The sequence below is a fragment of the Streptomyces sp. NPDC087906 genome (assembly GCF_055584925.1).
In genome coordinates this window covers 936,550-962,901 of sequence record NZ_JBVJLC010000002.1, presented here as the reverse complement: position 1 = coordinate 962,901, position 26,352 = coordinate 936,550, and the positions used below count along the sequence as shown (strand labels likewise).

The window sequence follows — 26,352 nt, the reverse complement described above, 5'->3', positions numbered from 1 at the left end:
GGGTGGTGTCCGGAGCGTAAAGCGTGATTTGCGGCGCATGTCCGGGTGCAGCCTGTGTGGGACGAGTACGCGCCGTAAATCGTGCAGCGCAGGACACGACCCCGGAACGGCCCCCGGCGACAACCGCAACCGAGACCGGCCGCCCCGACCGCGCCGGACGGCGACACCGCCCCCGGCGACCACCGCAACCAAGACCCGCACCCCGCACGGTTACACCCGTTCCCAGAAGCGCGCCAGGATCGACGTCAAGAACGCCTCCCCCTCCGCGCCCCACCCCCGCACCGCCTGATAGTCCGCGTGCACTTGGGCCAGCGCCGCCTCCACCGCCTCGCGGGGCATCGGCAGCAGCTTCGTCACCGGGCGTACGTACCCCTGCCACCGCGTCGTCGCCGCCGACCGCAGCGCCGTCGCCAGTTCCTCGTCCCGGCCCGTCGCCGTCAGCAGCTCGCGCGGGGTCAGGGACAGCGCCGCCGCCAGGGCGACCGTCTGGCGTTCGTTGCCGCGCCAGCGGCCGGACTCCTCCATGCGTACGTACGACGTCGTGTCCAGGCCGACCTGCCGCGCCAGGTCCTCCGCGGGCAGCCCGCGGGCAAGGCGGTGTTCCTTGAGGGTGGCCGCCGACGCCAGCAGTTCGCCGACCGAGCACCACAACACCCCCGCGAGCGCGGTGAGTTCGCGCGACGTGGGGACGGCTAGGCCGCGTTCCCACGCGGCCACGGTCTCGGCGGAGGCGTCGCGTAGGCCGTACTGCGCCTGGAGGCCGTACGCGACATGGCCGGTCGCCCAGCCCAGCGCCTCGCGCAAGCGGCGGGCGGCGTGGGCGTCGAAGGGCGGCGAGGAAGTGGGTGACTGCACGGGCACACCGTAGAGGTGGATCACCCGCCGCGACTACGGTGTGTCCGAACAACGGCACATGTCGTAGGAACGTCCTACAGCCAGCGGTACTGCAGCTCGGGGCGGCCGACCTGGCCGTACTGGGGGCTGCGGCCCGCGCGTCCCTCGGTGACGAGGTGTTCCAGGTAGCGGCGGGCCGTGATGCGGGAGATGCCCAGCGCGGCGCCGGCCTCGGCGGCTGTCAGGCCGGTGGGCGCTGCGCGCAGGGCGCGGGTCACCGCCGAGAGCGTGGGGGCGCTGAGTCCCTTGGGCAGCGCGGCCGGTTCGGGGGAGCGCAGCGCGCCGAGCGCGCGGTCCACCTCGTCCTGGCCGCTCGCCTCGCCGGCCGCCGCGCGGAACTCGGCGTAGCGGGTGAGCCGGTCGCGCAGGGTGGCGAAGGCGAAGGGTTTCAGTACGTACTGGACGACGCCGAGCGACACCCCCTCTCTGACCACGGCGAGGTCGCGCGCCGAGGTGACGGCGATGACGTCGGCGTGGTGGCCGCCGGCGCGCAACGCCCGTAGCAGGGACAGCCCGTGGCCGTCGGGGAGGTAGAGGTCGAGCAGGATGAGGTCGATGTCGGCGCGTTCCAGCAGCCGGGCCGCCTCCGCGCGGGAGTGGGCGACGCCCGCGACGGCGAAGCCGGGCACCCGGCCGACGTAGAGCTGGTGCGCGTCGGCGGCGACCGGGTCGTCCTCCACGATGAGGACGCGGATGGCGGGCGCGCTCATGTCGTCACCCGCACGGCGCCGGACGCGAGGAGCGGCAGCCGTACGGTGAACTCCGCACCGCCGTCCGGTCCCGTGGTGAGGACGACGGTGCCGTGCGCGCGGTGCACGGCTTGCCGGACGAGCGCGAGGCCGAGGCCGCGGCCGGGCCCGTTGGTCGACCAGCCGCGCCGGAACACCTCCTCGACGGAGTCCGGGTCGATGCCCGCGCCGGTGTCCCGTACGGCCAGGCGCAGTTCGCCGCCGTCGACCAGCGCCGTGACGGTGACCCGGGCGCCGGCCGGGCTGTCGCCGCCCTGCGCCGCGTCCACGGCGTTGTCGATGAGATTGCCGAGGATGGTCACCAGATCGCGGGCCGGCAGGGTCGCCGGCAGTACGCCGTCGTCGATGCGGCTGTCGTCGGCCAGCACCAACTCGACGCCGCGCTCGTTGGCTTGGGCCGCCTTGCCGAGGAGCAGCGCGGCGAGCACGGGTTCGCCGACGGAGCCGACGACCTGGTCGGTGAGGGCCTGGGCCAGCTCCAGTTCGGCGGTGGCGAACTCCACCGCCTGTTCCACCCGGCCGAGTTCGATGAGGGAGACCACGGTGTGCAGCCGGTTCGCCGCCTCGTGCGCCTGCGAGCGCAGGGCCTGGGTGAAGCCGCGCTCCGAGTCCAACTCGCCGGAGAGCGCCTGGAGTTCGGTGTGGTCGCGGAGGGTGACGACCGTGCCGTGCCGTTCGCCGCCGACCACCGGACGGGTGTTCACGACGACGATCCGCTCGTCGCTCAAGTGCACCTCGTCCACGCGCGGTTCGGAGGCGAGGAGCGCGCCGGTGAGCGGTGTGGGCAGGCCGAGTTCGGCGACGGGGCGGCCGACGGCCGACTCGTCGAGGCCGAGTAGTGCCCGTCCGCCGTCGTTGATCAGCGCGATGCGGCGCGCGCCGTCGAGCATCAGCAGCCCTTCGCGTACGGCGTGCAGAGCGGCCTGGTGGTAGTCGTGCATCCTGCTGAGTTCGGTGGCGTTCATGCCGTGGGTGTGGCGGCGCAGCCGGGCGTTGATGACGTACGTACCGAGCGCGCCGAGCGCGAGGGCGCCCGCTGCCGACAGGATCAGGATCTTGACCTGGTGGGTGACCTGGCTGGAGATCCGGTCGACGGTGATGCCGACGCTGACCAGGCCGGTGATCCGGCTGCCGTCCCTGATGGGGGTGACGACGCGGATGGAGGGGCCGAGCGTGCCGGTGTAGGTCTCGGTGAAGGTGCGGCCCTGCAGCGCGGCTGCCGTGCTGCCGAGGAAGGGCCGGCCTATCTGCGCCGGATCGGGGTGCGTCCAGCGGATGCCCCGCGGGCTCATGATGGTGATGAAGTCGACGCCTGTGTCGCGCCGTACCCGCTCCGCGTACGGCTGGAGCGGCCCCGTCGGGTCGGGGGTGCGGACGGCGTCCCGTACAGAGGGCGAATCAGCCACCGCGCGCGCGGCGGACGTCACCTGCCTGCGCGCCGTCTCGTCGGCCTGGTCCCGGTCGGTGAGGTACGCGAAGACGGCGCACCCCGCCACGATGGCCGCGACCAGCACGGCCTGCATCGCGAAGAGCTGGCCGGCGAGGCTGCGCGGACGTGGCAGATGCATGGGGCTCAGTGTGCCTGGCCGGAATCGTATGAACGAAATGAACGTAAGGGTGACCGGCGTCACACCGTGGTGGATAGTCGCCGGGACCCCTCGGGACGGGGGGCGGCCCCCTCGGGACAGGGGGTGCAGCAGGGACGAGTCGAGGAGGACCCGTGGCCGCAAGAGGGCGGGACCGTACGCACTTTCTGTACATAGCGGTGGTCGTGGCCGTCGGCCTCGGCATCCTGGTGGGCTTCGTGGCCCCGGGGGTCGCGGTCGAACTCAAACCGATCGGCACGGGCTTCGTCAGCCTCATCACGATGATGATCTCGCCGATCATCTTCTGCACGATCGTGCTGGGCGTCGGATCGGTGCGCAAGGCGGCCAAGGTCGGCGCCGTCGGCGGGCTCTCGCTCGCCTACTTCATGGTGATGTCGACGGTGGCGCTCGCCATCGGGCTCGTCGTCGGGAACATCCTGGAGCCGGGCTCGGGGCTGCATCTCACCGAGGCGGCGCGCCATGTGGGCACGGCGCAGGCGGAGGGCGCCTCGACCTCCACCACGGACTTCCTGCTCGGCATCATCCCGACCTCGATGCTCTCCGCCTTCACCGAGGGCTCGGTGCTCCAGACGCTGCTGATCGCGCTGCTGTCGGGCTTCGCGCTCCAGGCGATGGGCCGGACGGGCGAGCCGATCCTGCGCGGTGTCGAGCACATCCAGCGCCTGGTGTTCCGGGTGCTGGCGATGGTCATGTGGGCGGCGCCCATCGGCGCCTTCGGCGCGATCGCCGCGGTGGTGGGGGAGACGGGCGTCGACGCGCTGAAGTCCCTCGCGATCATCATGATCGGCTTCTACATCACCTGCGCGCTGTTCGTCTTCGTGGTGCTGGGCGCGCTGCTGCGGGCCATCGCGGGCGTCAACATCCTGCTGCTGTTCAAGTACCTGGCGCGGGAGTTCCTGCTGATCCTGTCCACGTCGTCGTCGGAGTCGGCGCTGCCGAGGCTGATCGCGAAGATGGAGCACCTGGGTGTCAGCAGGCCCGTTGTCGGCATCACCGTGCCGACGGGCTACTCCTTCAACCTCGACGGCACGGCGATCTATCTGACGATGGCCTCGATCTTCATCGCCGAGGCGCTCGACAAGCCGCTGTCGCTCGGCCACCAGATCTCGCTCCTCGTCTTCATGATCATCGCCTCGAAGGGCGCGGCTGGCGTCAGCGGCGCCGGCCTCGCCACCCTCGCGGGCGGCCTCCAGGCCCACCGCCCCGAACTGCTCGACGGCGTCGGCCTGATCGTCGGCATCGACCGCTTCATGAGCGAGGCCCGCGCCCTGACGAACTTCGCGGGCAACGCCGTCGCCACGATCCTGGTCGGTACGTGGACGAAGGAGATCGACCGGGCCCGGGTGGACGAAGTGCTGGCGGGCCGCATCCCGTTCGACGAACGGACCCTGCTGGACGAGGGGCACGGCGGTACGCCGCAGAAGGAGCTGGACGAGGTCCCCGAGCAGCGCGAGAGGGACGCCGACGGCGACGTGATCGAGCACGCGCGCGCCTCGCAGCCCAAGAGCCAGGCCGGGGCCTGATCAGCCTCCCCACCCGGCCTTCCGAGGAAACGGCCCGCCCGGAGCACCACACTCCGCGCGGGCCGTTCCGCTGCCCTGCGGCTCATCCGCCGGCCAGGCGGCGCCGGTAGGCGGCGACGACCGGGCGTACGGCCGCCGCCAGGGCCCGCATGTGCTCGTAGGCGTAGCCGGGCGGGGTGTCGGGGTTCGGGCGGGCGGTGAGGTCGAGTACCGCGTACGCCTCGCGGTACAGCGCCCGGGACTCGGGGGTGTCGATGTCGCCCAGGTCCTCGCGCAGCAACAGCTCCAGATGGCCCCGGAGTTTGACGGTCGTGCTGTCGACCCACGCCCGGTCGGGCAGCGCGAGGCGCCGGGCGAGCGCCTGGCCGACGGTGTGCGAGATCGTCACGAGGTCGATCGCGGGCGGCGGATGCGGGGGGTCGTCGGAGCCCGTGCCCCCGCCTTCCTGGTCGGCGTCTCCTGGCACGTCGTTCCCCGCTTCGCTCAGTCGGTTCACCGGGCCGGCTCCTTCGCTGTCGGTCACCTCGCGGCATCGACGGCGCGCCCGCATGGCGACGGTGCGCACGGTGTTGTACGGCCCTGGCCGGCGTCCCGCTCAAGTCATGTGGTGTTCAACAGATGAAGGCGGAACGGGATCGCCGCTGAATGGCGGAACACGTGGCACCGACCGGGTCGGTCGACCGGAATTCCGCTCGTCGCTCCCTACCCTGTGAGCGAAATCGGCGAGGCCGGAATCGAGCGGCCCGCCCTTTCCGACTCGCGGCCGGGAATTCCGTACCGTGGACATCACCATCGGGGAGCACGCGTGAAGGACGACAGGAATTCCACCGAGCTGCCTCGGCGCCGGTTTGTGGCGCTCTCCGGCGCCATCGGCGCGGCGACGCTCCTGACAGCCGCGGAAGCGGCGACCGGACGCACCGCCTCGGCAGCCGCCCCGACGCCCGCGGACCCGGCCCCCGACATGTGCCCCACGCCGCCTCCCGGAGGCGCTCCGACCTGCCCCCCTGCCCAGCTCCAGCCCCTGTGCGGCAGCCCGTCCGACAACGATCCGCTGTGGCGGGACGTCCAGTACTGCACACAGGGAAAGCCCCTGCCCCCCGGGCAGTTCCCGCCCGACTGCCTGAAGGTGACCGCGGACTACGTCGTCCTGAACGGCAGGCCGTCGAGCCGGCACAACTTTCTGCTGACGCCCAGTTGCCGGGTCACCGGTATCGAATGCCCCTTCATCGAGACCTCCGGCGCGCCGAATTACTGGAACGACGCATGGCAGAACGCCCGCAGCGGCGGGAGCGTCCCCGTGCAGTACCCCAATATCGGTCTGGGGATCAATTCGCAGAGCGCCCGGTTCCTCGACCAGTTGCACATTCACCTGGCCGGCGTCCGGGCGAGCACGCAGCGGCGGTTGCAGGAACTGGAGACCATGGGCCGCATGGCCACCAGTCCCGCGCAATGGAACGCCGCGCAGTACCGGGTACCGGTCACGGGCTCGGACGGTTCGGGGGACCGCACGTACCGAGCCCTCAGACTGCCCAGCCTCGGGATGAATCTCTTCGCGCTGCTGCGGCAGTACGTGGTGAAGCCGAACGGGCTGAGCATGGCGAACCAGACGCTGATCGTGGTCCCGAAGATGACGGCGACGGGCTTCGCCGGGGCGTTCTACGTCCTCAACAGCGACCCGTCGCTCCACGACGGCACGAACACGTGTGACCACCTGCTCGTGTACGCCTGAGCCGTCAGGTGTGGTTGATGCCCGTTCTGACCAGGCCGAGCAGGCGGAGCGTCATATCGGCCCCGTTCGGGGTCTGTTGGCCGGCCCAGGCGACGCCGGTGGCGAGGAGGAGCAGTTCGCCCGCGGTGATGTCGCCGCGTGCCTCGCCCGCCTGCTGGGCGCGGGCGAGGAGTTGGGCCGCCTTGGTGCGCATGGCGTGGCAGGAGTGGTGGAGTTCGGACGTCTCGTCGTCGATCGCGGCGAGGATCGAGCCGGGCAGGCCCGCGTAGCGGCTGGAGTTGGCGGAGAACGCGACCAGCCAGGTGTTCAGCGCCTCGCCCGGCGGCTCCGACTCCATCAGCTCGTCCGCCCGTACGCACAGGCCGTCGAGCCCGCGCCGCATGATCGCCTCGACGAGCGCCTCGCGGGTCGGGAAGTGCCGGTAGAGCGTGCCGATGCCGACGCCCGCGCGGCGGGCGACATCGCGGAGCGAGACCTCGGTGCCGTGCTCGGCGAAGGCCGTACGCGCCGCGTCGAGCAGCAGCTCGTAGTTGCGGCGGCCGTCGGCGCGCCTGGTTTCGGCCATGGGGTTCGCCTCCGGGATTGCCAGACGGAGCGGTGCTCCGGATATAGTCGGAGCAGTGCTCCGAATGGCAGCCTAACCGTTTTCGATCCCTTGACACGAGGTGTGACGTCACCATGGCGGCAATCCCTGACGACTGGCAGGCGCGAAACGGCCGATACGTGCCCACTCCGCGCTTCGACGACTACGCCGAGAAGTACGCCGACTACTTCACGATGAGCCGCGACAACGGCGTCATCGAACTGGCCATGCACACCGAAGGCGGCCCCGCCGCCTACGGCATGGGGATGCACAACGCCTGGGGCCAGGCCTGGCTCGATGTCGGCAGGGACCCCGAGAACGAGGTGCTCATCCTCACCGGCACCGGCGACCACTGGCTCGCCCCCGTCGACCGGGCCCGGTTCGCGGAGATGATGCGCGAACCGCACCCCGACGACTACGCGTACCGCACCTACCACGACGGCCTGAAGCTCCTGGAGAACCTGCTCTCCGGCATCGACATCCCCACCATCGCCGCCGTGAACGGCCCGAGCGGATCGGGCCACACCGAGATAGCGCTGCTGTGCGACATCACCCTGTGCGCCGAGGAAGCCACCTTCGCCGACGCCCACCTGCTCGCGGGCGCCGCCCCCGGCGACGGCATGCACCTGGTCCTCCAGGAACTGCTCGGCACCAAGCGCGCCGCCTACCACCTCTACACCGGCAAACCGATCGACGCGGCAGCCGCCCTGGAACTGGGCCTGGTCAACGAAGTACTCCCGGCGGCCCAACTCCTCCCACGCGCCCGCGAACTGGCGACAACCATCCGCTCCCGCCCGACAGCAGCCCGCAGACTCACCCACGCCGTGGTCTCCCGCCCCTGGAAGCGCCGCCTGGTCGAAGACTTCGGTTTCGGCCTGGCCCACGAAATGTTCGGCATCTCCGCCGACAAACTCTTCGAACGCTCCTGACCGGTCAACGCGACGAGCCGGACCCGCCTTCGAGCCGAGCCCGCAAAGCGCCGGCCCGGGGGTCGCCGTGGCCGACGATGAGTTCCAGGGCTCGCGTACGCTGCCGGCCGGCCGCGTCCGGGTCGCTGCCCGCCAAGGCGACGGCGAGTCCTTCGAGGGCGAGCGCCTCGTGCCAGCCGTCTCCGAGCTCTTGCTGGACGGCGACGGCCCGCCGGTGGAAGTTCGCCGCTTCGAGGTCGCGGCCCAACTGGTGATAGGTCTGACCGGCGCCGTGCCAGGCCAGGGCTTCACGGCCACGGTTGCCGAGACGCCGGTGGAGGGTGGCCGAGCGCTGGTAGGCAGTCAGGGCGTCGGCGTACTGCTCGGTTGCCCGATGGGCATCGCCCAAGGTCAGCAACCAGTAGCCCTCCAGCCGGTGATCACGCAGGACGAGGGCGATCTCCACAGCCCGGTGGGCGGACTTCAGCGCCTTCTCGGGCTCACACCGGTCGAGCTGGAGGCCGCTCAGCAGGCGCAGCACGTTTCCCTCCCCGCGCGGATTGTCCAGCGCGCGATGGCGTGCCAAGGCGTCCTCGACAGCGGCGGCGGCCTCCGGCAGCCGTCCCGCGTTGTAGTGGGCGGTTGCCAGATTCGACAGCGCTGTGGCCGCCCAGTGCGGCGATCCTGCCTGCTGGAAGAGCGGGATGGTCTCCTCGAAGTGGGCCGCCGCCAGGTCGAGTTGGCGGACCCGGAGATGGCCGAGGCCGATCAGGTTGAGCGAGTTGGCCTCGCCGAGCCGGTCGCCCATGGCGCGCCAGATCCCCAGGGCACGCCGGTGGCTGGCGAGACTCGACGACACGTCGTCGATCCGGCTGTGGTCCATGCCGAGATTGGTGAGGAGCAGGCCCTCCGCCGCCCGGTCGCCGTCGCGCCGGGCGGCGGCGAGAGCCAGTTCGCCCGCCGCGAGCCAGTCGGCGACAGGGGCGGACGAGGACCGCGCGTTCCAGAAGACCACCGCCAACTGCCAGGCACGCCTGTCGTGCTCGCCGGCGGCGGCGCGAACGGCGTGGAGGACATTGGTGTTCTCCTGCTCGGACCAGTCCACGGCCGAGTCGTAGTCCGGGAACGTCAGCGGCCGTACGGCATCGGCGGGCGCGGCGAGAGCCAGATGCGGTTCGGCGGGGCTGAGCAGGCTCTGGGCGGCGTCGGCGCTGTGCAGATACCAGTCCAGCACCCGCCCCAGTGCCGCTGCCTGCTCCTCGGGAGGCTCCTCGCGGTGTGCCTGGTCGGTGGCGTAGGCGCGCAGCAGGTCGTGGAACTGGTAGCGGTCAGGGGCGGTCTGTTCGATGAGGTGGGCGCCGACCAGGGTGTCCAGCAACTGGCGGGTCCTGTTGACCGTCAGTCCGGCGAGGGCGGTGGCGGTCTGAAGGGCGAACTCGGGTCCGGGGTGCAGGCCGAGGAGCCGGAAGAGCCGGGCCGCCTGGTCCGGCAGGGCCCGGTAGGACCAGGTGAAGACGGTGCGCACCGCTTCTGCTTCGTCGTCGTCGCCGGTGCTGAGCGCGTCCCACAGAGCGGATTCGTCACGGAGTTCGGCGATCAGGTCGTCGAGCCTCATATGCGGACGGCTGGCCGCTCGCTCGGCGGCGATGCGCAGGGCGAGCGGCAGCCTGGCGCAGAGATCGGCCAGTTCGGCGAGTTTGTCAGGGTCGTCGTCGGGCCGGTAGCCGGCGGTGACGGTGCGCAGCAGAGCCACCGCCTCGGTCTGCGGGAGGATGCCGAGGGTCAGCCGGCGGGCACCGTCGCGGATCGCGAGTCCGGAGAGCCGGCTGCGGCTGGTCACGACGACCAGGGACCCGGCGCTGCCCGGCAGCAGCGGGCGGACCTGCGCGACGCCGGCGGCATTGTCGAGAACGATCAGGAGTCGCCGCTCCGCGACCAGGGACCGGTATTGGGCCGCTGCGGCGTCGGGGTCCTGGGGCACGGACGACGTGGCCACCCCGAGAGCGCCCAGAAACCGGCGCAGCGCTTCGTGGGCGGTCACGGGTTCACCGGGGTCGTACCCCCGCAGATTGACGTAGAGCTGCCCGTCCGGAAATCGCTGTCTGACCTGGTGCGCCCAGCGCAACGCGAGCGAGGTCTTGCCCGACCCCGCCGTGCCGGCGATCACGCAGACCGAGATGATCAGGGACCGGCCGTCCTCATCGGCCAGCACCGCGTTCAGCTCGGCCAGTTCCTTGGTTCGATTGACGAATCCGTGCACGCTGCCGGGCAGTTGACGGGGTGTCGGGCCGGTGGCCGCCCCTTTTTCGGCGCCGGACGCGACATGCTCGTGGAAGTGAATTCCCCCCTCGACGCTGCCGGCCTGCACAATGTCGCGCGACGACCCGGACAGGTCGTTGTGCGATCTGTCCGGGGTCGCGTCTGCTCCGTCGTCCTTGCTGATGTGCTTACTCCGGTGGTGTGTTCGGGGCGGGGAGCTGTCCGACCTCGCGGTCGAAATAGACGGCCATGTCCTCGCCCGTTTCGTAGAGGGCCTTGATATAGCTTCCCCACCGCCCGACCACCTCGGGGTCGGTGTATCTCACGGCGCCGGTCGGGAGGCCCGCCTCGGTGTAGAGGACGTTGTAGAGGGTGCTGCTGCCCAGCGCGACCACTTCCGGCAGCATCCCCCGCTCTTCCACCGAACTCAGCGCTCGGGCAGGTACGACGCGGATCCGCTGGCCGTACTCCGCCTGCTGGCGCAGCGAGTGCAACTCCCACTGCATATAGGGGGTCAGCGGCTGCTCGACCACCCGCACCCGATGGAACACATGGCCGCGGCGCGCGTCCTCGCGGGCCTCGGCGACCAGTGCGTCGTGCCGTTCCTCCATGAGACGCAGTGCCTCGTCCCACTCGCCGCGGCGCATGGCCTCTCGGCTGGCGCTGCCCTGCTCCTCGAAATGCTGCCGCCGCTCCAGCTTCCAGGAGGATTCATCGTGGATCTCGGCCTCGCGGCGCCGGAAATCGCGCTTGTAGTCCGCGCGCGCGAGTAATTCGCCCTGCGCGGTGTCGAGATCGGGTGCGTGGAGGCTAAGCATCGCGGATGTCCGCCTTCGCCGCGCTGAGCACATTCCCCGGAATGACGACCAGCCGCTCATCGGCCCCGAGCGTCACCCCGTCCGGCATGTGCGCCGCGTAAGCGTGGGTCAGATCCCTGCCGATCACCGCGATGTCGCCGTTGTCGAGCTGCCAGATGTCCGGGCATTCGTCCTTCCCGTCGGAGTTCCCCAGCTCTGCGGGTGACTTGCCCAGTCGTCTCTCGAATAACGCGGACGGATCCGCCTCCCACGCCCGTGCCATGCCTGCCTCCAGCTCGTTCGGTCGCCCCTGCCGCGTTACCCATTCTAGATGTGGTCGATTACACAGAGCAACGGAAGGCCGAGGCGGGTTCTCGCCATTGGCAGGCGGCCTCCGGCGGGGGGCGGGAGGCTACGCGTCGAAGTCTGTTGAGCGGCTCACGTTCCCCCGGTAAGGGTTCCGCCTGCGGACGACGGCGACCCGCCCGACGCTTGCCTTGACGTCGGCGTCAACGCTTACCGTCGGAGACATGCGAATCGGCGAGCTCGCGGAACGGGCCGGGACGACCACCCGGACGCTGCGGTACTACGAGTCACGCGGGCTGCTGTCGGCCCGTCGCGCGGTGAACGGCTACCGCACGTACGACGAGGACGACCTTCGGCTCCTCCGGCAGATCAGGACCTTGCAGGACTTCGGGTTCGAGCTGGAGGAGACCCGGCCCTTCGTGGAGTGCCTGCGCGCCGGGCATCCGGCCGGCGACTCGTGCGCCGACTCGATCGCCGTCTACCGGCGCAAGCTCGCCGAGCTGGACGGGCTGATCGACCAGCTCCGTACGGTACGGGGCCAGGTCGGCGCCGAGCTGGCGCGGGCCGAGGCCGCGCGGGCACCGGAGCCGGCCTGCGACCTGACGCACGCGCTCAACCGCGGAATAGCCGGCGCCGGCGAATTGCGGGAATCATCCGACGGAGGGGAAAAGACACATGATCAAGGCTGAGGGCATCGACACCGTTACGGACGAGACCTTCGACGATGTGGTGATGCGGCCGGGTCTGCCGGTCCTGGTGGAATTCACCGCCGACTGGTGCCCGCCGTGCCGGCAGCTCGCGCCCGTCCTGAGCGCCATTGCCGAGGAGGAGGCCGACCGGCTGAGAATCGTGCAGATCGACGCGGACACCAACCCGGAGACCATGACCAGGTACGGCGTGCTGTCGATGCCCACCCTGCTGGTCTTCCGGGACGGTGAGCCGGTGAAGACCATCGTCGGCGCCCGTCCGAAGCGCCGGCTGCTGCAGGATCTGGCGGACGTCCTCTAAGGGCGCCGAACCGGCTCCGAACGCAAAAATACCCCGCGCCGAATTGACGGCCGGGGTGTTTTTCTGTGACGATTAACGTTTCCGTACTCGCGTATTTGCGGGCATAGAAAAGCTCACTCGGCACAGAATATCGGACAGGGGCTCAATTGTCAACCGAGGAATTGCAGAACGAACAGCAATTCATCTCCCTCCTCTATGAGCGGCTCGACGCTCTGCGGGAGCAGGCCGAGACGGCGATGAGCCGGTCCTTCGGCGAGGTCAGCACGGGCCGGCAGGCCCGGGTCGAGCGGGACATCAGCGTCGCCGAGCAGTCCGACCGCATGGCGGCGCTCAACGCCGTCGAGTCGGGGCTCTGCTTCGGCCGCATCGATCTCGCCGACAGCACCGGGGGCGGGACCGAGGACGGCGGTACGACCCACCACATCGGCCGTATCGGCATGCGCCGGGACGACGAGGAGCGCACGCCCCTGCTCATCGACTGGCGGGCCCCCGTCGCCCGCCCCTTCTACCTCGCCACCGGCTACACCCCGATGGGGCTGCGGCGCCGCCGCCACATCACCACCCAGGGCCGCACCGTCACCGCCCTGCACGACGAGATCATGGACCTCACGGACACCACCCGCACCGGGTACGAGGACCCCGACGGCGACGCCGTCCTGCTCGCCGCGCTCAACTCGGTGCGCACCGGCCGGATGAGCGACATCGTCCAGACCATCCAGGCCGAGCAGGACCGCATCATCCGCGCCCCGCACCGCGGTGTGCTCGTGGTCGAGGGCGGGCCCGGCACCGGCAAGACCGCCGTCGCGCTGCACCGCGCCGCCTACCTCCTCTACGCCTACCGCGAGCAGTTGGCCCGCCGCGCCGTGCTGATCGTCGGCCCGAACCCGGCCTTCCTCGGCTACATCGGCGAGGTGCTGCCCTCGCTCGGCGAGACCGGTGTGCTGCTGTCCACGACGGGGGAGCTGTTCCCCGGCGTCGTCGCCACCGGTACGGACACCCCGGAGGCGGCCGAGGTGAAGGGCCGCGCCGAGATGGCGCAGGTGCTCGCCGACGAACTGCGCGACCGGCAGTCGCTGCCCGAGTCGGTGCTGGAGATCCCGCACGAGGACCACGGCACACTGCTCCTCGAACGCGATGCGGTACGCGAGGCCAGGCAGCGCGCCCGCGACACCGGTCTGCCGCACAACCTGGCCCGGCCCGCCTTCGCCTTCCGGATCATCGACGTGCTCACGGAACAGCTCGCCGAGCGGCTCGGCGCCGACCCGCTCGGCGGTCCGAACCTGCTCGACCCCACCGACATCGCCCAGCTCGGCAAGGAGATCGCCACCAGCTCCGACGTGCAGGCCGCGATCGACTCGCTGTGGCCGAGCCTCACCCCCGAGCAGTTGGTCGCCGACTTCCTCGCCGTGCCGTGGCGGCTCGAAGCGCGGGACGCCGCGGCCGTACGCAGGCCGGAGCCGCGGACCGGCGCCGACGCCCGGATCGACTGGACGCCCGCCGACGTACCGCTGCTGGACGAGGCGGCGGAGCTGCTGGGCGAGGACGACACGATGGCCCGCGCAGCCGCCGCGCGCGAGAAGCAGGAGCAGATCGCCTACGCGCAGGGCGTGTTGGAGCTGTCCTACGGCTCACGTACCCAGGAGTTCGAGGACAAGGACGAGGACGAGTCGGAGGTCCTCGCCGCGCACGACATCATCGACGCCGAGCGGTTCGCCGAGCGGCAGGAGGAGACGGACTCGCGCAGCGCCGCCGAGCGCGCGGCGGCCGACCGTACCTGGGCCTTCGGCCATATCGTCGTGGACGAGGCGCAGGAACTGTCCGCGATGGCCTGGCGGTTGCTGATGCGCCGCTGCCCCAGCCGCTCCATGACCCTCGTCGGCGACCCGGCGCAGACCGGCGACGCGGCGGGCTGCGACTCCTGGCAGGACATCCTGGAGCCGTACGTCGGCAAGCGCTGGGAGCTGACGACGCTGGGCGTCAACTACCGTACGCCCGCCGAGATCATGGAGGTCGCCGCCGATGTGCGGCGGCTGTCCGACCCGGGTTTCCAGCCGCCGCGCTCGGTGCGCTCCACCGGCGCCGTACCGGTCGTACGGTCGGTCCCGCAGGCCGGACTGGCGCGCGCTGCCGCCGAGTTGGCGACGGAGGGACCGCGCGACGGGCGGCTCGCGGTCATCGCGCCCGCCGGGCTGCTGCCCGCGCTCGCCGCCGAACTGCCCGACGCCTCATGGGGAACGACCCCCGATCTCACTCGCGACGTGGTGCTCCTCAGCGCCCGGCAGGCCAAGGGGCTGGAGTTCGACACGGTGGTCGTCGTCGACCCGGAGGCCGTCATGGACGGCTCGCCGCGCGGTACGAACGACCTGTACGTGGCGCTGACCCGGGCGACCCAGCATCTGGGCATCGTGCGCGACGCGGATGTGCCGTCCCGGCTCACCGTCGGCCGGTGAACAGGCGCCCGGCGAACGGGCGAGTGGGCAACGGGCGCCCGCTGGACAGGCGCCCGCCGTACGGGCGCCCGGCGAAGAGGCGAGTGGGCGCCGCCCGGGGCGGACCCCCGGGCGGCGCCCACCGGACGCGTCTGAATCAGGGCCGTCAGGCGGGCCGCAGCCACACCGTCGCCAGCGGCGGCAGCGTGAGCTGGATGCTGGCCGGCCTGCCGTGCGCACCGACCGACTCCGGCTTCAGCGGCTCCGGGTTGAGCACGTCACTGCCGCCGTAGCGCAGCCCGTCCGTGTTCAGCACCTCGGTCCACGCCGCGTACCGGTCGGGCACGCCCAGCCGGTAGTTGTGCCGCACCACGGGGGCGAAGTGCGAGACGGCGAGCAGCGGTGCGCCGTCGGCGTCGAACCGCAGGAAGGCGAAGACGTTGTCCTCACCCGCGTCGCCGTCGACCCACTCGAAGCCGTCCGGCGCCGTGTCGCGCTCCCACAGGGCCGGGGTGTCGCGGTAGACCGCGTTCAGGTCCCGCACGAGGTCCCGTACGCCCCGGTGGTCGGCCGCCGCCGAGTACGACGGGTCCAGCAGCCACCAGTCCGGGCCGTGGCTCTCCGACCACTCGGCGCCCTGCGCGAACTCCTGCCCCATGAAGAGCAGTTGCTTGCCCGGATGGGCCCACATGAAGCCGAGGTACGCGCGCTGGTTGGCGCGCTGCTGCCACCAGTCGCCGGGCATCTTGGAGACCAACGCGCCCTTGCCGTGCACGACTTCGTCGTGCGAGATCGGCAGGACGTAGTTCTCGCTGTACGCGTACACCATGGAGAACGTCATCTCGCCGTGGTGGTACTTGCGGTGGACCGGCTCCTTGGAGATGTAGTCCAGCGAGTCGTGCATCCAACCCATGTTCCACTTCAGCCCGAAGCCGAGACCGCCGAAACCGTCGGGCCCCACGATGTCGGTCGCGCGGGTCACCCCGTTCCACGCGGTGGACTCCTCGGCGATGGTCACCACACCGGGACAGCGGCGGTAGACGGTGGCGTTCATCTCCTGGAGGAAGGAGACGGCGTCCAGATTCTCCCGGCCGCCGTACTGGTTCGGCGACCACTGGCCGTCCTCGCGCGAGTAGTCGAGGTAGAGCATCGAGGCGACGGCGTCCACCCGCAGCCCGTCGATGTGGAACTCCTCGCACCAGTACACGGCGTTGGCGACCAGGAAGTTGCGCACCTCGGTGCGGCCGTAGTCGAACTCCAGCGTGCCCCAGTCCGGGTGCTCGGCGCGCAGCGGGTCCGCCGGCTCGTACAGCGGATGCCCGTCGAACCTGGCCAGCGCCCACTCGTCCTTCGGGAAGTGCGCGGGCACCCAGTCGACGATGACCCCGATGCCCTCCTTGTGCAGGGCGTCCACCAGGAAGCGGAAGTCGTCGGGGGTGCCCATCCGGGAGGTCGGCGCGTAGAACCCGGTGACCTGGTACCCCCAGGACCCGCCGAAGGGATGCTCGGCGACCGGCATCAGCTCGACATGGGTGAAGCCGAGATCCTTGACGTAGCCCGGCAGTTGGGCGGCGAGCTGGCGGTACGTCAGTCCTGGCCGCCAGGACGCCAGATGCATCTCGTAGACGGAGAACGGCGCCTCGTGCACCGGCCGGTCGGCGCGGTGCGCCAGCCACTCCTCGTCCTGCCACTCGTGGTGCGCCTCGGTCACGATCGACGCGGTGGCGGGCGGCACTTCGGTGCGCCGGGCCATCGGGTCGGCGCGTACGGTGTGCGAGCCGTCGGGCCGCGCGATGTCGAACTTGTAGAGCGCGCCCTCGCCGATCCCCGGCACGAACAGCTCCCACACACCGGTGGAGCCGAGCGAGCGCATCGGCATCGACGTGCCGTCCCAGAAATTGAAGTCGCCGGTGACCCGCACACCGCGGGCGTTGGGCGCCCAGACGGTGAACCGGGTGCCGGTGACGCCCTGGTGGGTCATCGGCTGCGCGCCCAGCGCCTTCCACAACTGCTCGTGGCGGCCCTCGCCGATCAGATGCAGGTCGAGTTCCCCTATGGCGGGCAGGAACCGGTACGGGTCGTGCACCTCGGTCACGTCACCGTCAGGCGCGTCGCCGTACCGCACCTGGAGCGTGTACTCGGGCACGGCGCGCAGCGGCAGCACACCGGAGAAGAAGCCGTCGCCGTCGTCGTTCAGCTCGCCCCTGAGATCCTTCGCCACGACCGCGACGCCGTGTGCGAACGGCCGCAGCGTACGGAACAGCACGCCGTCCTCGACGGGGTGCGCGCCCAGCAGCCCGTGCGGGTCGTGGTGCGTGCCGCTCAGCAGCCGCTCCCTGTCCCCGCCGTCGAGCGGTCGCGCGGCCAGCGCGGCTGCGGAGGCCGGTGCGGCTGCGGCGGCCGGTGCGGGTTCCCCGCTCCGCGCCGCGGAAGGGGCCGCAGCGGCGGGAGAAGGGGCGGGTGCGGGCGGGGTGCGGCGTCCTGGCACCGGCTTTCCGGGCTCCACCGGTACGGAGCCCGAGGCCCTGGCCGGTCGGAAGGTGGGGGAAAGCTCGGATTCGGAGTGGTGGTCGGACGGCGGGCGGGCGGTCACGGGGGCTGCCTCCTCGGCGGACATGAGCGACGGACAGGGATCGACGGACGGCGGAACAACCAGCGGGTACAGCGGGTACATCAGGCACATCAGGTGCACCGGGTACTTCAGATGCGGCGAGTACTCAAATGCGGCGAGTACGACGAGCGGTCCGCGGCGAACCGCGGTCGACCGGAGTCAACACCTCGTCCCTCGACGGTAGGGCGGCGGGTGGCCCCGCGCATGCCGGGCAGCCGGGTCAGGACCCGTCGGCCAGCCGGGTGATCGCCGCCATCGGGACCGGCAGCCAGTCCGGCCGGTGCCGGGCCTCGTACAGCACCTCGTAGACCGCCTTGTCCGTCTCGTAGGCGCGCAGTAGCTCAGGCTCGGCGCGCGGGTCGGTGCCCGCCGCCTCGGCGTACCCCTCGCAGAACGCGTCCCGGCAGCGCCCCGCCCAGTCCGCGCGCCACGGCTCGTGCGAGCGGGCCGCGTAGTCGAAGGAGCGGAGCATGCCGGCCACGTCGCGCACCGGCGGCTGCGGGCGGCGGCGCTCGGCGAGCGGCCGGGCGGGCTCGCCCTCGAAGTCGATGACGGACCAGCTCCCGTCGGGGGAGCGCAGGGTCTGCCCCAGATGCAGATCGCCGTGGACCCGCTGGGCGGGTCTGCCGCGTCCCGCCGCGTCGAGTCCGGCGAGCGCGTCGAAGGCGGTGCGCAGCCCGGGGACGTACGGCAGCAGCGCGGGCACCGCCTGCGCCGCCGCGTCGAGCCGCTCCCGCATCGCGGCGGCGACCTGGGCCGTCTGGCTGCGGCCCAGGGTCACCGTCGGCAGGGCGGCGGCGAGCGCCGTGTGCACCTCGGCGGTGGCCCGGCCGAGGACGCGCGCCTCGTCGGTGAACTCGCGGCCGTCGGCGAGCGCGGCGAGGGCGAGCTGCCAGCCGTCCTGCGAGCCGCGCAGAAAGGTCTGCAGGACCCCCAGGGTCAGCGGCTCGTCGCTGCCGGACGGGTCGATCGCGTCGAACCAGGCGACCGGCGCCGGTACCCGCTCGCAGCCCTCGGCGGCGAGCGCCAGCGGCAGCTCCAGGTCCGGATGGGGTCCGGGGAAGACCCGGCGCAGGATCTTGAGGATGTAGGCGTCGCCGTAGACGAGCGAGGAGTTCGACTGCTCGGCGTCGAGCAGCCGGGAGGTGAGCCCGGCGGGGATGGCGCCGGCCCGGCCGAACCGCAGCGGGCCGACGGCGCCCGAGGTGCGCAGCCGCTCGATCAGCACGTCGGCGAGGAGCGGGTCGTGCAGGCCCTCGTAGACGGTGCGTCCGGCCAGCGGGCCCTGGGTGGCGTGGCCGACGAGTGCGGGGGCGAGCCGGGGCGGCAGCGCCGTACGCGCGCCGAGCAGGAGCTGGTAGCAGTCGCCCGCGTCGGCGGGCGGTCTGTTCGAGCCCTGCGGGGCGCCTTGGCCTGCCGACTGCTGCTCGACCCGGACGAGCAGATGCAGCAGTGAGGTGCCGGTGGCGTCCTGCGGCAGCAGTTCTGTCACCGTCACGGGGACGAAGCCGGTGACCTGGCGGCCCTTGCCGGCGAACCAGCGCTGGCGGGGGAGCCAGTCGTGGAGCAGCGGCGCGAGCGAGCCCACCAGTGCTTCCGCCTCGGCAGGCGGCACACTGCGCGGAACGGCGGCCGGGTGCGGGTTACTCCGGGTGGATGCAGCCTTCGACATGGCAGCGCGTCCTTTCCCCGGGCACACCACAAGATGCGCAGAGTGTCCCGGATTGCGGCAATGGCTGTCCGGCTGTGCGGGACGTGTCGGGAGAGGATGATCCGTACGGGGTTGCTTCCGTACGTACGGGACGTTGGGGAACGTGCCCCGTGCGAGGCCGTGGAAACCGGCTCGCACAGGGCACGTAGGTCAACATCGCGTTACGCGGCCGGAACGGCGGCCGCCGAGTCCTTCCTGAGCCGGAACCAGTAGAAGCCGTGACCCGCGAGCGTCAGCAGATAGGGCAGCTCGCCGATGGCGGGGAACCGCACACCGCCGATCAGCTCCACCGGGTGGCGCCCGTTGAACTCCTTGAGGTCCAGCTCGGTGGGCTGGGCGAACCGCGAGAAGTTGTGCACGCACAGCACGAGGTCGTCGCCGTTGCCCTCCTCGGACGGTGCCTCGCGCAGGAACGCGAGCACGGCCGGGTTCGACGACGGCAGCTCGGTGTACGAGCCGAGACCGAAGGCGGGGTTCTGCTTGCGGATCTCGATCATCCGGCGGGTCCAGTGCAGCAGCGAGGACGGTGACGCCATCGCCGCCTCCACATTGGTGACCTGGTACCCGTAGACCGGGTCCATGATCGTCGGGAGGTAGAGTCGGCCGGGGTCGCTGGAGGAGAATCCGGCGTTCCGGTCGGGGGTCCACTGCATCGGGGTGCGTACGGCGTCCCGGTCGCCGAGCCAGATGTTGTCGCCCATCCCGATCTCGTCCCCGTAGTAGAGGATCGGGGAGCCCGGCAGTGACAGCAGCAGAGCGGTGAACAGCTCGATCTGGTTGCGGTCGTTGTCGAGCAGCGGGGCGAGCCTGCGCCGGATGCCGATGTTGGCGCGCATCCGCGGGTCCTTGGCGTACTCCGCGTACATGTAGTCGCGCTCTTCGTCCGTCACCATTTCGAGGGTCAGCTCGTCGTGGTTGCGCAGGAAGATGCCCCACTGGCAGCCGGTCGGGATGGCCGGTGTCTTGGTCAGGACCTCGGAGACCGGGTAGCGCGACTCGCGCCGTACGGCCATGAAGATCCGCGGCATGACGGGGAAGTGGAACGCCATGTGGCATTCGTCGCCGCCCGAGGTGTAGTCGCCGAAGTAGTCGACGACGTCCTCCGGCCACTGGTTGGCCTCGGCGAGGATCACGGTGTCGGGGTAGCCGGCGTCGATCTCCTTGCGGACCCGCTTGAGGAACTGGTGGGTAGCAGGAAGGTTTTCGCAGTTGGTTCCTTCCTGCTGGTACAGGTACGGCACGGCGTCGAGCCGGAACCCGTCGATGCCCAGGTCGAGCCAGAAGCGCAGCGCCGAGATGATCTCTTCCTGCACCTTGGGGTTCTCGTAGTTGAGATCCGGCTGGTGCGAGAAGAAGCGGTGCCAGTAGTACTGCTTGCGGACGGGGTCGAAGGTCCAGTTGGACGTCTCCGTGTCGACGAAGATGATCCGGGCGTCCTGGAACTGCTTGTCGTCGTCGGCCCAGACGTAGTAGTCGCCGTAGGGGCCGTCCGGGTCCTTGCGCGACTCCTGGAACCAGTCGTGCTGGTCGCTGGTGTGATTCATGACGAAGTCGATGATCACGCGCATGCCGCGCTGGTGTGCGGCGTCGACGAACTCCACGAAGTCGGCGAGGTCGCCGAACTCGGGGAGCACCGCCGTGTAGTCGGACACGTCGTAGCCGCCGTCGCGCAGCGGCGACTTGAAGAACGGCGGCAGCCAGAGGCAGTCGACCCCCAGCCATTGCAGATAGTCCAGCTTGGCGGTGATGCCCTTGAGGTCACCGATGCCGTCGCCGTTGCTGTCCTGGAACGAACGCACCAGGACCTCGTAGAAGACGGCACGCTTGAACCAGTCGGGATCACGGTCCTTGGCCGGGGTGTCCTCGAAGGTGTCGTGGACGGGCTCGTTGACGATCATGATGTGGGTGACCCTCCGATCGGCGGGGACGGTCGCAGGGAAACGATGTGCGCGGGCGTGACGCCCGGCTCTAGGCGCACATAGTTGGCCCTGCCCCAGTGATAGGTCTCGCCGGTGAGCTCATCGCGCACCGGGACGGTCTCGTGCCATTCGAGGCCGAGCCGCGGCATGTCCAACGAGACCGTCGCCTCCTGGGTGTGGTGCGGGTCAAGGTTCGCGACCACCAGAATGATGTTCGAACCGGACCGCTTGCTGTACGCGATGATCGAGTCGTTGTCCGCGTGGTGGAAGTGGATGTCGCGTAGCTGCTGGAGCGCCGGATGTCTGCGGCGGATCCGGTTCAGGGTGGTGATCAGCGGGGCGATGGTGCGGCCCTCGCGCTCGGCCGCCTCCCAGTCACGGGGGCGGAGCTGGTATTTCTCCGAGTCGAGATACTCCTCGCTCCCGGGCTTCGCCGCCGTGTTCTCGTACAGCTCGAAGCCTGCGTACACGCCCCAGGAGGGCACCATGGTCGCCGCGAGCACGGCCCTGACCTCGAAGGCAGGGCGGCCGCCCTCCTGAAGATAGGCGTGCAAGATGTCCGGCGTATTGACGAAGAAATTCGGTCGCATGTACGCCGCGGTCTCGCCGGACAGCTCGGTCAGGTACTCGGTCAGTTCCTGCTTGGTGTTGCGCCAGGTGAAGTACGTGTACGACTGCTGGAAGCCGACGGCGGCGAGAGTGCGCATCATCGCGGGCCTGGTGAAGGCCTCGGCCAGGAAGATCACGTCCGGGTCGGTGCGGTTGATGCTGCCGATGACCTTCTCCCAGAACACCACGGGCTTGGTGTGCGGGTTGTCGACGCGGAAGATCCGCACCCCGTGGGTCATCCAGTAGCGCAGGACCCGCGTCGTCTCCCTGACCAGGCCGCGCATGTCGGCGTCGAAGGCGATGGGGTAGATGTCCTGGTACTTCTTCGGCGGGTTCTCGGCGTACGCGATGGTGCCGTCCGGGCGGTGGTTGAACCACTCGGGCTTCTTCTGCACCCAGGGGTGGTCGGGCGAGCACTGGAGCGCGAAGTCCAGCGCGATCTCCATCCGCAGGTTGCGGGCCGCCTCGACGAACCGGTCGAAGTCCTCGATGGTGCCGAGATCGGGGTGGATCGCGTCGTGGCCGCCGTCGGCCGAGCCGATCGCCCAGGGCACACCGACGTCCTCGGGGCCCGGCGAGAGCGTGTTGTTGGGGCCCTTGCGGAAGGTGCTGCCGATGGGGTGGACGGGTGGCAGGTAGACCACGTCGAAACCCATCGCGGCGACCGCGGGCAGCCGCTCGGCGGCCGTCTTGAACGTGCCGCTGACGGGCGGCTCGCCCTTCTTGACGACGGCGCCCTCGGAGCGCGGGAACAGCTCGTACCAGGAACCGAACAGGGCGCGCTTGCGCTCGACCTGGAGCTTGGCCGGCTTGGTCGCTGTCACCAGCTCCCGCAGCGGGTGCCGGGCCAGGGCCGCGTCGACCTCGGGGGCCAGCGCGGCGGCCAGCCGGGACGCCGGGGGGCGCCGCTCGTCGCGCAGCAGGTCGACGGCGGCCAGCACCGCCTCGCGCCCGTCGCGTTTGGGCACACCGTCGGCGGCCCGCTCGTACAGCTCGGCCCCTTCGGCGAGGACGAGCGCGGTGTCGATACCGGCCGGGATCTTGATCTCGGCGGTATGGCGCCAGGTCGCCACGGGATCACTCCACGCCTCGACGTGGTAGGTCCACCGGCCTTCCTCCGTAGGGGTGACATCCGCGCCCCAGCGGTCGGTGCCGGGGGCCAGCTCCCTCATGGGGGTATAGGGGCCTGGGTGGCCTGTGGGGTCCGTGAGGACGACATTGGCCGCCACCGCGTCATGGCCCTCGCGGAACACGGTCGCGGTGACCTGGAACGACTCACCGCGCACCGCCTTCGCGGGGCGTCTGCCGCAGTGGACGGACGGAGCGACGTCCAGGACGGGAATGCGACCAATCAGCGGTTTCACTGCATCACCTGAGGGTCGTGCGGGCGTGACAGGCAGGGCGGGTGGAGCGGGACGAGCAGGGTGGAGCGTGGTGGGGTTTTTATGAAGGTTTGCTGTTCTTTGTAGCCGCTTGGTCGACGACTGACGGGCTGCGGGCATGGCCGCTCCTGTCCGCGTTCACTCGAATAGCGCTGGGATCGGGTGAGGACGCGCTCGTGTGCCGTGCGTACCGGAGGAGCCTTCCCACCCGTTTCGGGGGGCCAATCCGGCGCTCTGCCATCTACTGGGTCAAGTACGGGGTCAAGGGCGGGGCCAACTGCTGAGCCAACTGTGGGGGTGTGGAGAACCGAACCGAAAAAGGGCGCACGGTGCCACCAGGGCGAACCGGCCCGTGGCGGCGACGTGGTCACCCAATCCTCCACTGGAGGAGGATTATGCGCGAGCTTGTTCGGTCATTCGCCGCCAGTCTTACCGTCATATTTGCCATCACAGGTAACCGACTTCCCGCGCGGCGCGGAAAGACACGGGGGCGTGCGCTCATGCGCCGTGGTTTCGGAGGGCAGGGTACGGCTAACGTCGGGTGGCGTCGGGACGTACAGAGCGGTGCGTCCCTCGTGCTACGTATGTCCCTTGCGAAGGTGGAACACGTGAAGGCAATCCGTCGGTTCACCGTCCGCCCAGTCCTGCCCGAACCCCTGCGACCCCTCAGCGACCTCGCCCGCAACCTGCGCTGGTCCTGGCACACCGAGACCCGTGAGCTGTTCAGGGACGTCGACCCCCGGGGGTGGCGGGCCGCCGACGGCGATCCCGTACGGCTCCTCGGGACCGTGTCGGCCGCCCGGCTGACCGAGCTGGCCGCGGACGCGGAGTTCCTGGACAGGCTGCACGCGGCAGCCGATGACCTCGGCGAGTACCTGCGGGGCGCCCGCTGGTACCAGGAGCGGGACGACCAGGGCGGCGAGCTGCCGGCGGCGGTCGGCTACTTCTCGCCCGAATTCGGCGTCACAGCCGCCCTGCCGCAGTACTCGGGCGGGCTCGGCATCCTCGCGGGCGACCATCTCAAGGCCGCCAGCGACCTGGGCGTACCCCTCATCGGTGTGGGCCTGCTCTACCGGCACGGCTACTTCCGCCAGTCGCTGTCCAGGGACGGCTGGCAGCAGGAGCAGTATCCGGTGCTCGATCCCAACGAACTTCCGCTGACGCTGCTGCAGGAGGAGGACGGCACCCCCGCCCGGGTGACCCTCGCGCTGCCCGGCGGCCGCCAGTTGCACGCCTGCGTCTGGCAGGCGCAGGTCGGCCGGGTGCCGCTGCTGATGCTCGACTCCGACGTCGAGGAGAACGGCCCCGGCGAGCGCGAGGTCACCGACCGGCTCTACGGCGGCGGCAGCGAGCACCGGCTGCTCCAGGAGATGCTGCTCGGCATCGGCGGCGTACGGGCCCTGCGCACGTACTGCCGGCTCACCGGGCACCCGGCGCCCGAGGTCTTCCACACCAACGAGGGCCACGCCGGGTTCCTCGGCCTGGAGCGCATCAGGGAACTGGCCGACACCGGACTCGGCTTCGAGGCCGCGCTGGAGACCGTCAGGGCCGGCACCGTCTTCACCACCCACACCCCGGTCCCCGCAGGTATCGACCGCTTCGACCGCGACCTCGTCGCCCGGCACTTCGGCGACGACGGCGAACTGCCCGGCGTGAATGTCGAACGGGTCCTCGGCCTCGGTATCGAGACCTACCCGGGCGGCGAGCCGAACCTGTTCAACATGGCCGTGATGGGGCTGCGGCTCGCCCAGCGCGCCAACGGCGTCTCCACCCTGCACGGCGCCGTCAGCCGCGAGATGTTCTCCGGGCTGTGGCCGGGCTTCGACGCCGAGGAGGTGCCCATCACCTCCGTCACCAACGGGGTGCACGCACCGACCTGGGTGGCCCCCGAGGTCGTCGCGCTCGGCGCCCGGCAGATCGGCGGCGGCCGGACCGAGCACGCCCTGTCCGTCGGCGGCTCGCAGCGCTGGGACGCCGTCGCCGACATCCCCGACGGGGACGTCTGGGACGTACGCCGCACGCTGCGCGCCCAACTGGTGACGGAGGTACGCAAGCGGCTGCACGCGTCCTGGCGCCAGCGCGGCGCCGCCGCGGCCGAGCTGGGCTGGATCGACGGGGTGCTCGACCCGGACGTGTTGACCATCGGCTTCGCCCGGCGCGTCCCCTCGTACAAGCGGCTGACCCTGATGCTGCGCGACCGGGAGCGGCTGACGCGGCTGCTGCTCGACCCGGAGCGGCCGGTGCAGATCGTCGTCGCCGGCAAGGCGCATCCGGCGGACGACGGCGGCAAGCGGCTGGTGCAGGAGCTGGTGCGGTTCGCCGACGACCCGCGGGTGCGGCACCGCATCGTCTTCCTGCCCGACTACGGCATGGCGATGGCGCAGAAGCTCTACCCGGGCTGCGACGTGTGGCTGAACAACCCGCTGCGGCCTCTTGAGGCGTGCGGGACCAGCGGGATGAAGGCCGCGCTCAACGGCTGCCTCAACCTGTCGGTCCTGGACGGCTGGTGGGACGAGTGGTTCGAGCCCGACTTCGGCTGGGCCATCCCGACGGCCGACGGGGTGGCGGCCACGGACGAGAACCGCAGGGACGAGCTGGAGGCCAACGCCCTCTACGAGCTGATCGAGGACCGGGTCGCGCCGCGCTTCTACGACCGGGGCGGCGAGAGCGGACTGCCGGAGCGCTGGATCGAGATGGTCCGCCGCACGCTGGTCACCCTCGGCCCGAAGGTCCTCGCGGGCCGGATGGTCCGGGAGTACGTGGAGCGGCTGTACGCGCCGGCTGCGGCGGCCCACCGGGCGCTCGACCCGGCCACGGCCGCCGAACTCGCCACCTGGAAATACCACACCCGCACCCTGTGGCCCCATGTGACGGTGGACCACGTCGAGACCGTCACGGCCCCCGCGGCCGACCGGACGGCCGCGCTGGGCAGCACCCTCGCCCTGCGGGTCGGGGTCGGCCTCGGCGAACTGCACGCGGACGACGTGGAGGTGCAGGCCGTCGCCGGACGGGTCGGCTCGGACGACACGATCGTGGACGCGCAGACCTTCCCGCTGAAGCCGGTGAGCGGACCGGACGCCGAGGGCCGCTGGACGTACGAGGGGCCGCTCGGGCTCGACCGCACCGGGCCGTACGGCTACACCGTGCGGGTGCTGCCCTCGCATCCGCTGCTCGCCAGCGGCGCCGACCTCGGTCTGGTCGCGCTGCCGGCCGAGACGGTGACGGACGGCGCGGGTCTGCTGATGCGCTGACCGGCACTCACCACTCCGGCCGGGCCCGGTCCCTGACGAGGGACCGGGCCCGGCTTTTCCGTGGGCGCCGTGCATAG

Annotated in this window: 19 protein-coding genes; 7 read left to right on the top strand and 12 right to left on the bottom strand. The window is 70.9% G+C overall.

Annotated elements, in window-relative coordinates:
- Positions 1-210: 210 nt before the first annotated feature.
- From ACZ63I_RS09610 to ACZ63I_RS09600, 3 genes are read right to left on the bottom strand one after another with little or no spacing between them, the layout of a single operon-like run.
- The gene (locus tag ACZ63I_RS09610; RefSeq protein ID WP_469337072.1) at positions 211-876 is read right to left on the bottom strand and encodes an XRE family transcriptional regulator; all 666 of its coding nucleotides are present in this window, start codon (positions 874-876) and stop codon (positions 211-213) included.
- A gap of 53 nt (positions 877-929) precedes the next feature.
- On the bottom strand, positions 930-1,604 hold the full coding sequence (locus ACZ63I_RS09605) for a response regulator (protein WP_469337000.1): 675 nt from the start codon (positions 1,602-1,604) through the stop codon (positions 930-932).
- Positions 1,601-3,211, bottom strand: coding sequence for a sensor histidine kinase (locus tag ACZ63I_RS09600; RefSeq protein ID WP_469336998.1), 1,611 nt, complete (start codon positions 3,209-3,211; stop codon positions 1,601-1,603). Before ACZ63I_RS09600 ends, ACZ63I_RS09605 begins: the two co-directional genes overlap by 4 nt.
- Positions 3,212-3,363: 152 nt before the next feature.
- On the opposite strand from ACZ63I_RS09600, the gene ACZ63I_RS09595 reads away from it, so the two are divergent.
- Complete coding sequence (locus tag ACZ63I_RS09595; protein WP_469336996.1) at positions 3,364-4,773, top strand: cation:dicarboxylate symporter family transporter; 1,410 nt, start codon at positions 3,364-3,366, stop codon at positions 4,771-4,773.
- An 82-nt stretch (positions 4,774-4,855) separates the two neighbouring features.
- On the opposite strand, the gene ACZ63I_RS09590 is transcribed toward ACZ63I_RS09595, so the two are convergent.
- Positions 4,856-5,269, bottom strand: coding sequence for a DUF6415 family natural product biosynthesis protein (locus tag ACZ63I_RS09590; RefSeq protein ID WP_469336994.1), 414 nt, complete (start codon positions 5,267-5,269; stop codon positions 4,856-4,858).
- Positions 5,270-5,578: 309 nt separating this feature from the next.
- Between ACZ63I_RS09590 and ACZ63I_RS09585 the strand changes: the two genes are divergently transcribed.
- Complete coding sequence (locus ACZ63I_RS09585) at positions 5,579-6,502, top strand: CDP-diacylglycerol diphosphatase (RefSeq protein WP_469336992.1); 924 nt, start codon at positions 5,579-5,581, stop codon at positions 6,500-6,502.
- 4 nt (positions 6,503-6,506) lie between these two features.
- Here ACZ63I_RS09585 and ACZ63I_RS09580 read toward each other — a convergent pair whose 3' ends face one another.
- Positions 6,507-7,067 carry a TetR/AcrR family transcriptional regulator gene (locus tag ACZ63I_RS09580; protein ID WP_469336990.1) on the bottom strand — a complete coding sequence of 187 codons (561 nt, stop codon included), beginning with the start codon at positions 7,065-7,067 and terminating at the stop codon, positions 6,507-6,509.
- Positions 7,068-7,180: 113 nt separating this feature from the next.
- Between ACZ63I_RS09580 and ACZ63I_RS09575 the strand changes: the two genes are divergently transcribed.
- The gene (locus ACZ63I_RS09575) at positions 7,181-8,014 is read left to right on the top strand and encodes an enoyl-CoA hydratase/isomerase family protein (RefSeq protein WP_469336988.1); all 834 of its coding nucleotides are present in this window, start codon (positions 7,181-7,183) and stop codon (positions 8,012-8,014) included.
- 4 nt (positions 8,015-8,018) lie between these two features.
- Here ACZ63I_RS09575 and ACZ63I_RS09570 read toward each other — a convergent pair whose 3' ends face one another.
- From ACZ63I_RS09570 to ACZ63I_RS09560, 3 genes are all read right to left on the bottom strand, one after another.
- A complete protein-coding gene (locus ACZ63I_RS09570) occupies positions 8,019-10,361 on the bottom strand; it encodes an ATP-binding protein (RefSeq protein WP_469336986.1) in 2,343 nt (780 codons plus the stop codon).
- A gap of 79 nt (positions 10,362-10,440) precedes the next feature.
- Positions 10,441-11,070, bottom strand: a complete 630-nt coding sequence (locus ACZ63I_RS09565) for a DUF6879 family protein (protein WP_469336984.1) — start codon at positions 11,068-11,070, stop codon at positions 10,441-10,443.
- The gene (locus ACZ63I_RS09560; protein ID WP_469336982.1) at positions 11,063-11,332 is read right to left on the bottom strand and encodes a hypothetical protein; all 270 of its coding nucleotides are present in this window, start codon (positions 11,330-11,332) and stop codon (positions 11,063-11,065) included. Before ACZ63I_RS09560 ends, ACZ63I_RS09565 begins: the two co-directional genes overlap by 8 nt.
- Positions 11,333-11,579: 247 nt before the next feature.
- Between ACZ63I_RS09560 and ACZ63I_RS09555 the strand changes: the two genes are divergently transcribed.
- From ACZ63I_RS09555 to ACZ63I_RS09545, 3 genes are all read left to right on the top strand, one after another.
- Entirely contained in the window at positions 11,580-12,044 is a 465-nt protein-coding gene (locus ACZ63I_RS09555; RefSeq protein WP_469336980.1) for a MerR family transcriptional regulator, read from the top strand.
- Positions 12,031-12,363: a thioredoxin family protein gene (locus tag ACZ63I_RS09550; RefSeq protein WP_469336978.1), complete on the top strand. Its 333-nt coding sequence runs from the start codon at positions 12,031-12,033 to the stop codon at positions 12,361-12,363. Before ACZ63I_RS09555 ends, ACZ63I_RS09550 begins: the two co-directional genes overlap by 14 nt.
- A 161-nt stretch (positions 12,364-12,524) precedes the next feature.
- Positions 12,525-14,813: a HelD family protein gene (locus tag ACZ63I_RS09545; RefSeq protein WP_469337070.1), complete on the top strand. Its 2,289-nt coding sequence runs from the start codon at positions 12,525-12,527 to the stop codon at positions 14,811-14,813.
- Between the two features lie 145 nt (positions 14,814-14,958).
- Here ACZ63I_RS09545 and glgB read toward each other — a convergent pair whose 3' ends face one another.
- The 4 genes from glgB to ACZ63I_RS09525 all read right to left on the bottom strand — a co-directional run bounded on the left by glgB (position 14,959) and on the right by ACZ63I_RS09525 (position 22,997).
- Complete coding sequence (gene glgB, locus ACZ63I_RS09540; protein WP_469336976.1) at positions 14,959-17,385, bottom strand: 1,4-alpha-glucan branching enzyme; 2,427 nt, start codon at positions 17,383-17,385, stop codon at positions 14,959-14,961.
- Between the two features lie 238 nt (positions 17,386-17,623).
- Entirely contained in the window at positions 17,624-19,075 is a 1,452-nt protein-coding gene (locus ACZ63I_RS09535; RefSeq protein ID WP_469336974.1) for a maltokinase N-terminal cap-like domain-containing protein, read from the bottom strand.
- 200 nt (positions 19,076-19,275) lie between these two features.
- Positions 19,276-21,012 carry a maltose alpha-D-glucosyltransferase gene (gene treS, locus ACZ63I_RS09530; protein ID WP_469336973.1) on the bottom strand — a complete coding sequence of 579 codons (1,737 nt, stop codon included), beginning with the start codon at positions 21,010-21,012 and terminating at the stop codon, positions 19,276-19,278.
- Positions 21,009-22,997 carry an alpha-1,4-glucan--maltose-1-phosphate maltosyltransferase gene (locus ACZ63I_RS09525; protein ID WP_469337068.1) on the bottom strand — a complete coding sequence of 663 codons (1,989 nt, stop codon included), beginning with the start codon at positions 22,995-22,997 and terminating at the stop codon, positions 21,009-21,011. The genes treS and ACZ63I_RS09525 overlap by 4 nt, the downstream gene beginning before the upstream one ends.
- Before the next feature lie 635 nt (positions 22,998-23,632).
- On the opposite strand from ACZ63I_RS09525, the gene glgP reads away from it, so the two are divergent.
- On the top strand, positions 23,633-26,275 hold the full coding sequence (gene glgP / locus ACZ63I_RS09520) for an alpha-glucan family phosphorylase (RefSeq protein WP_469336971.1): 2,643 nt from the start codon (positions 23,633-23,635) through the stop codon (positions 26,273-26,275).
- Positions 26,276-26,352: the final 77 nt, after the last annotated feature.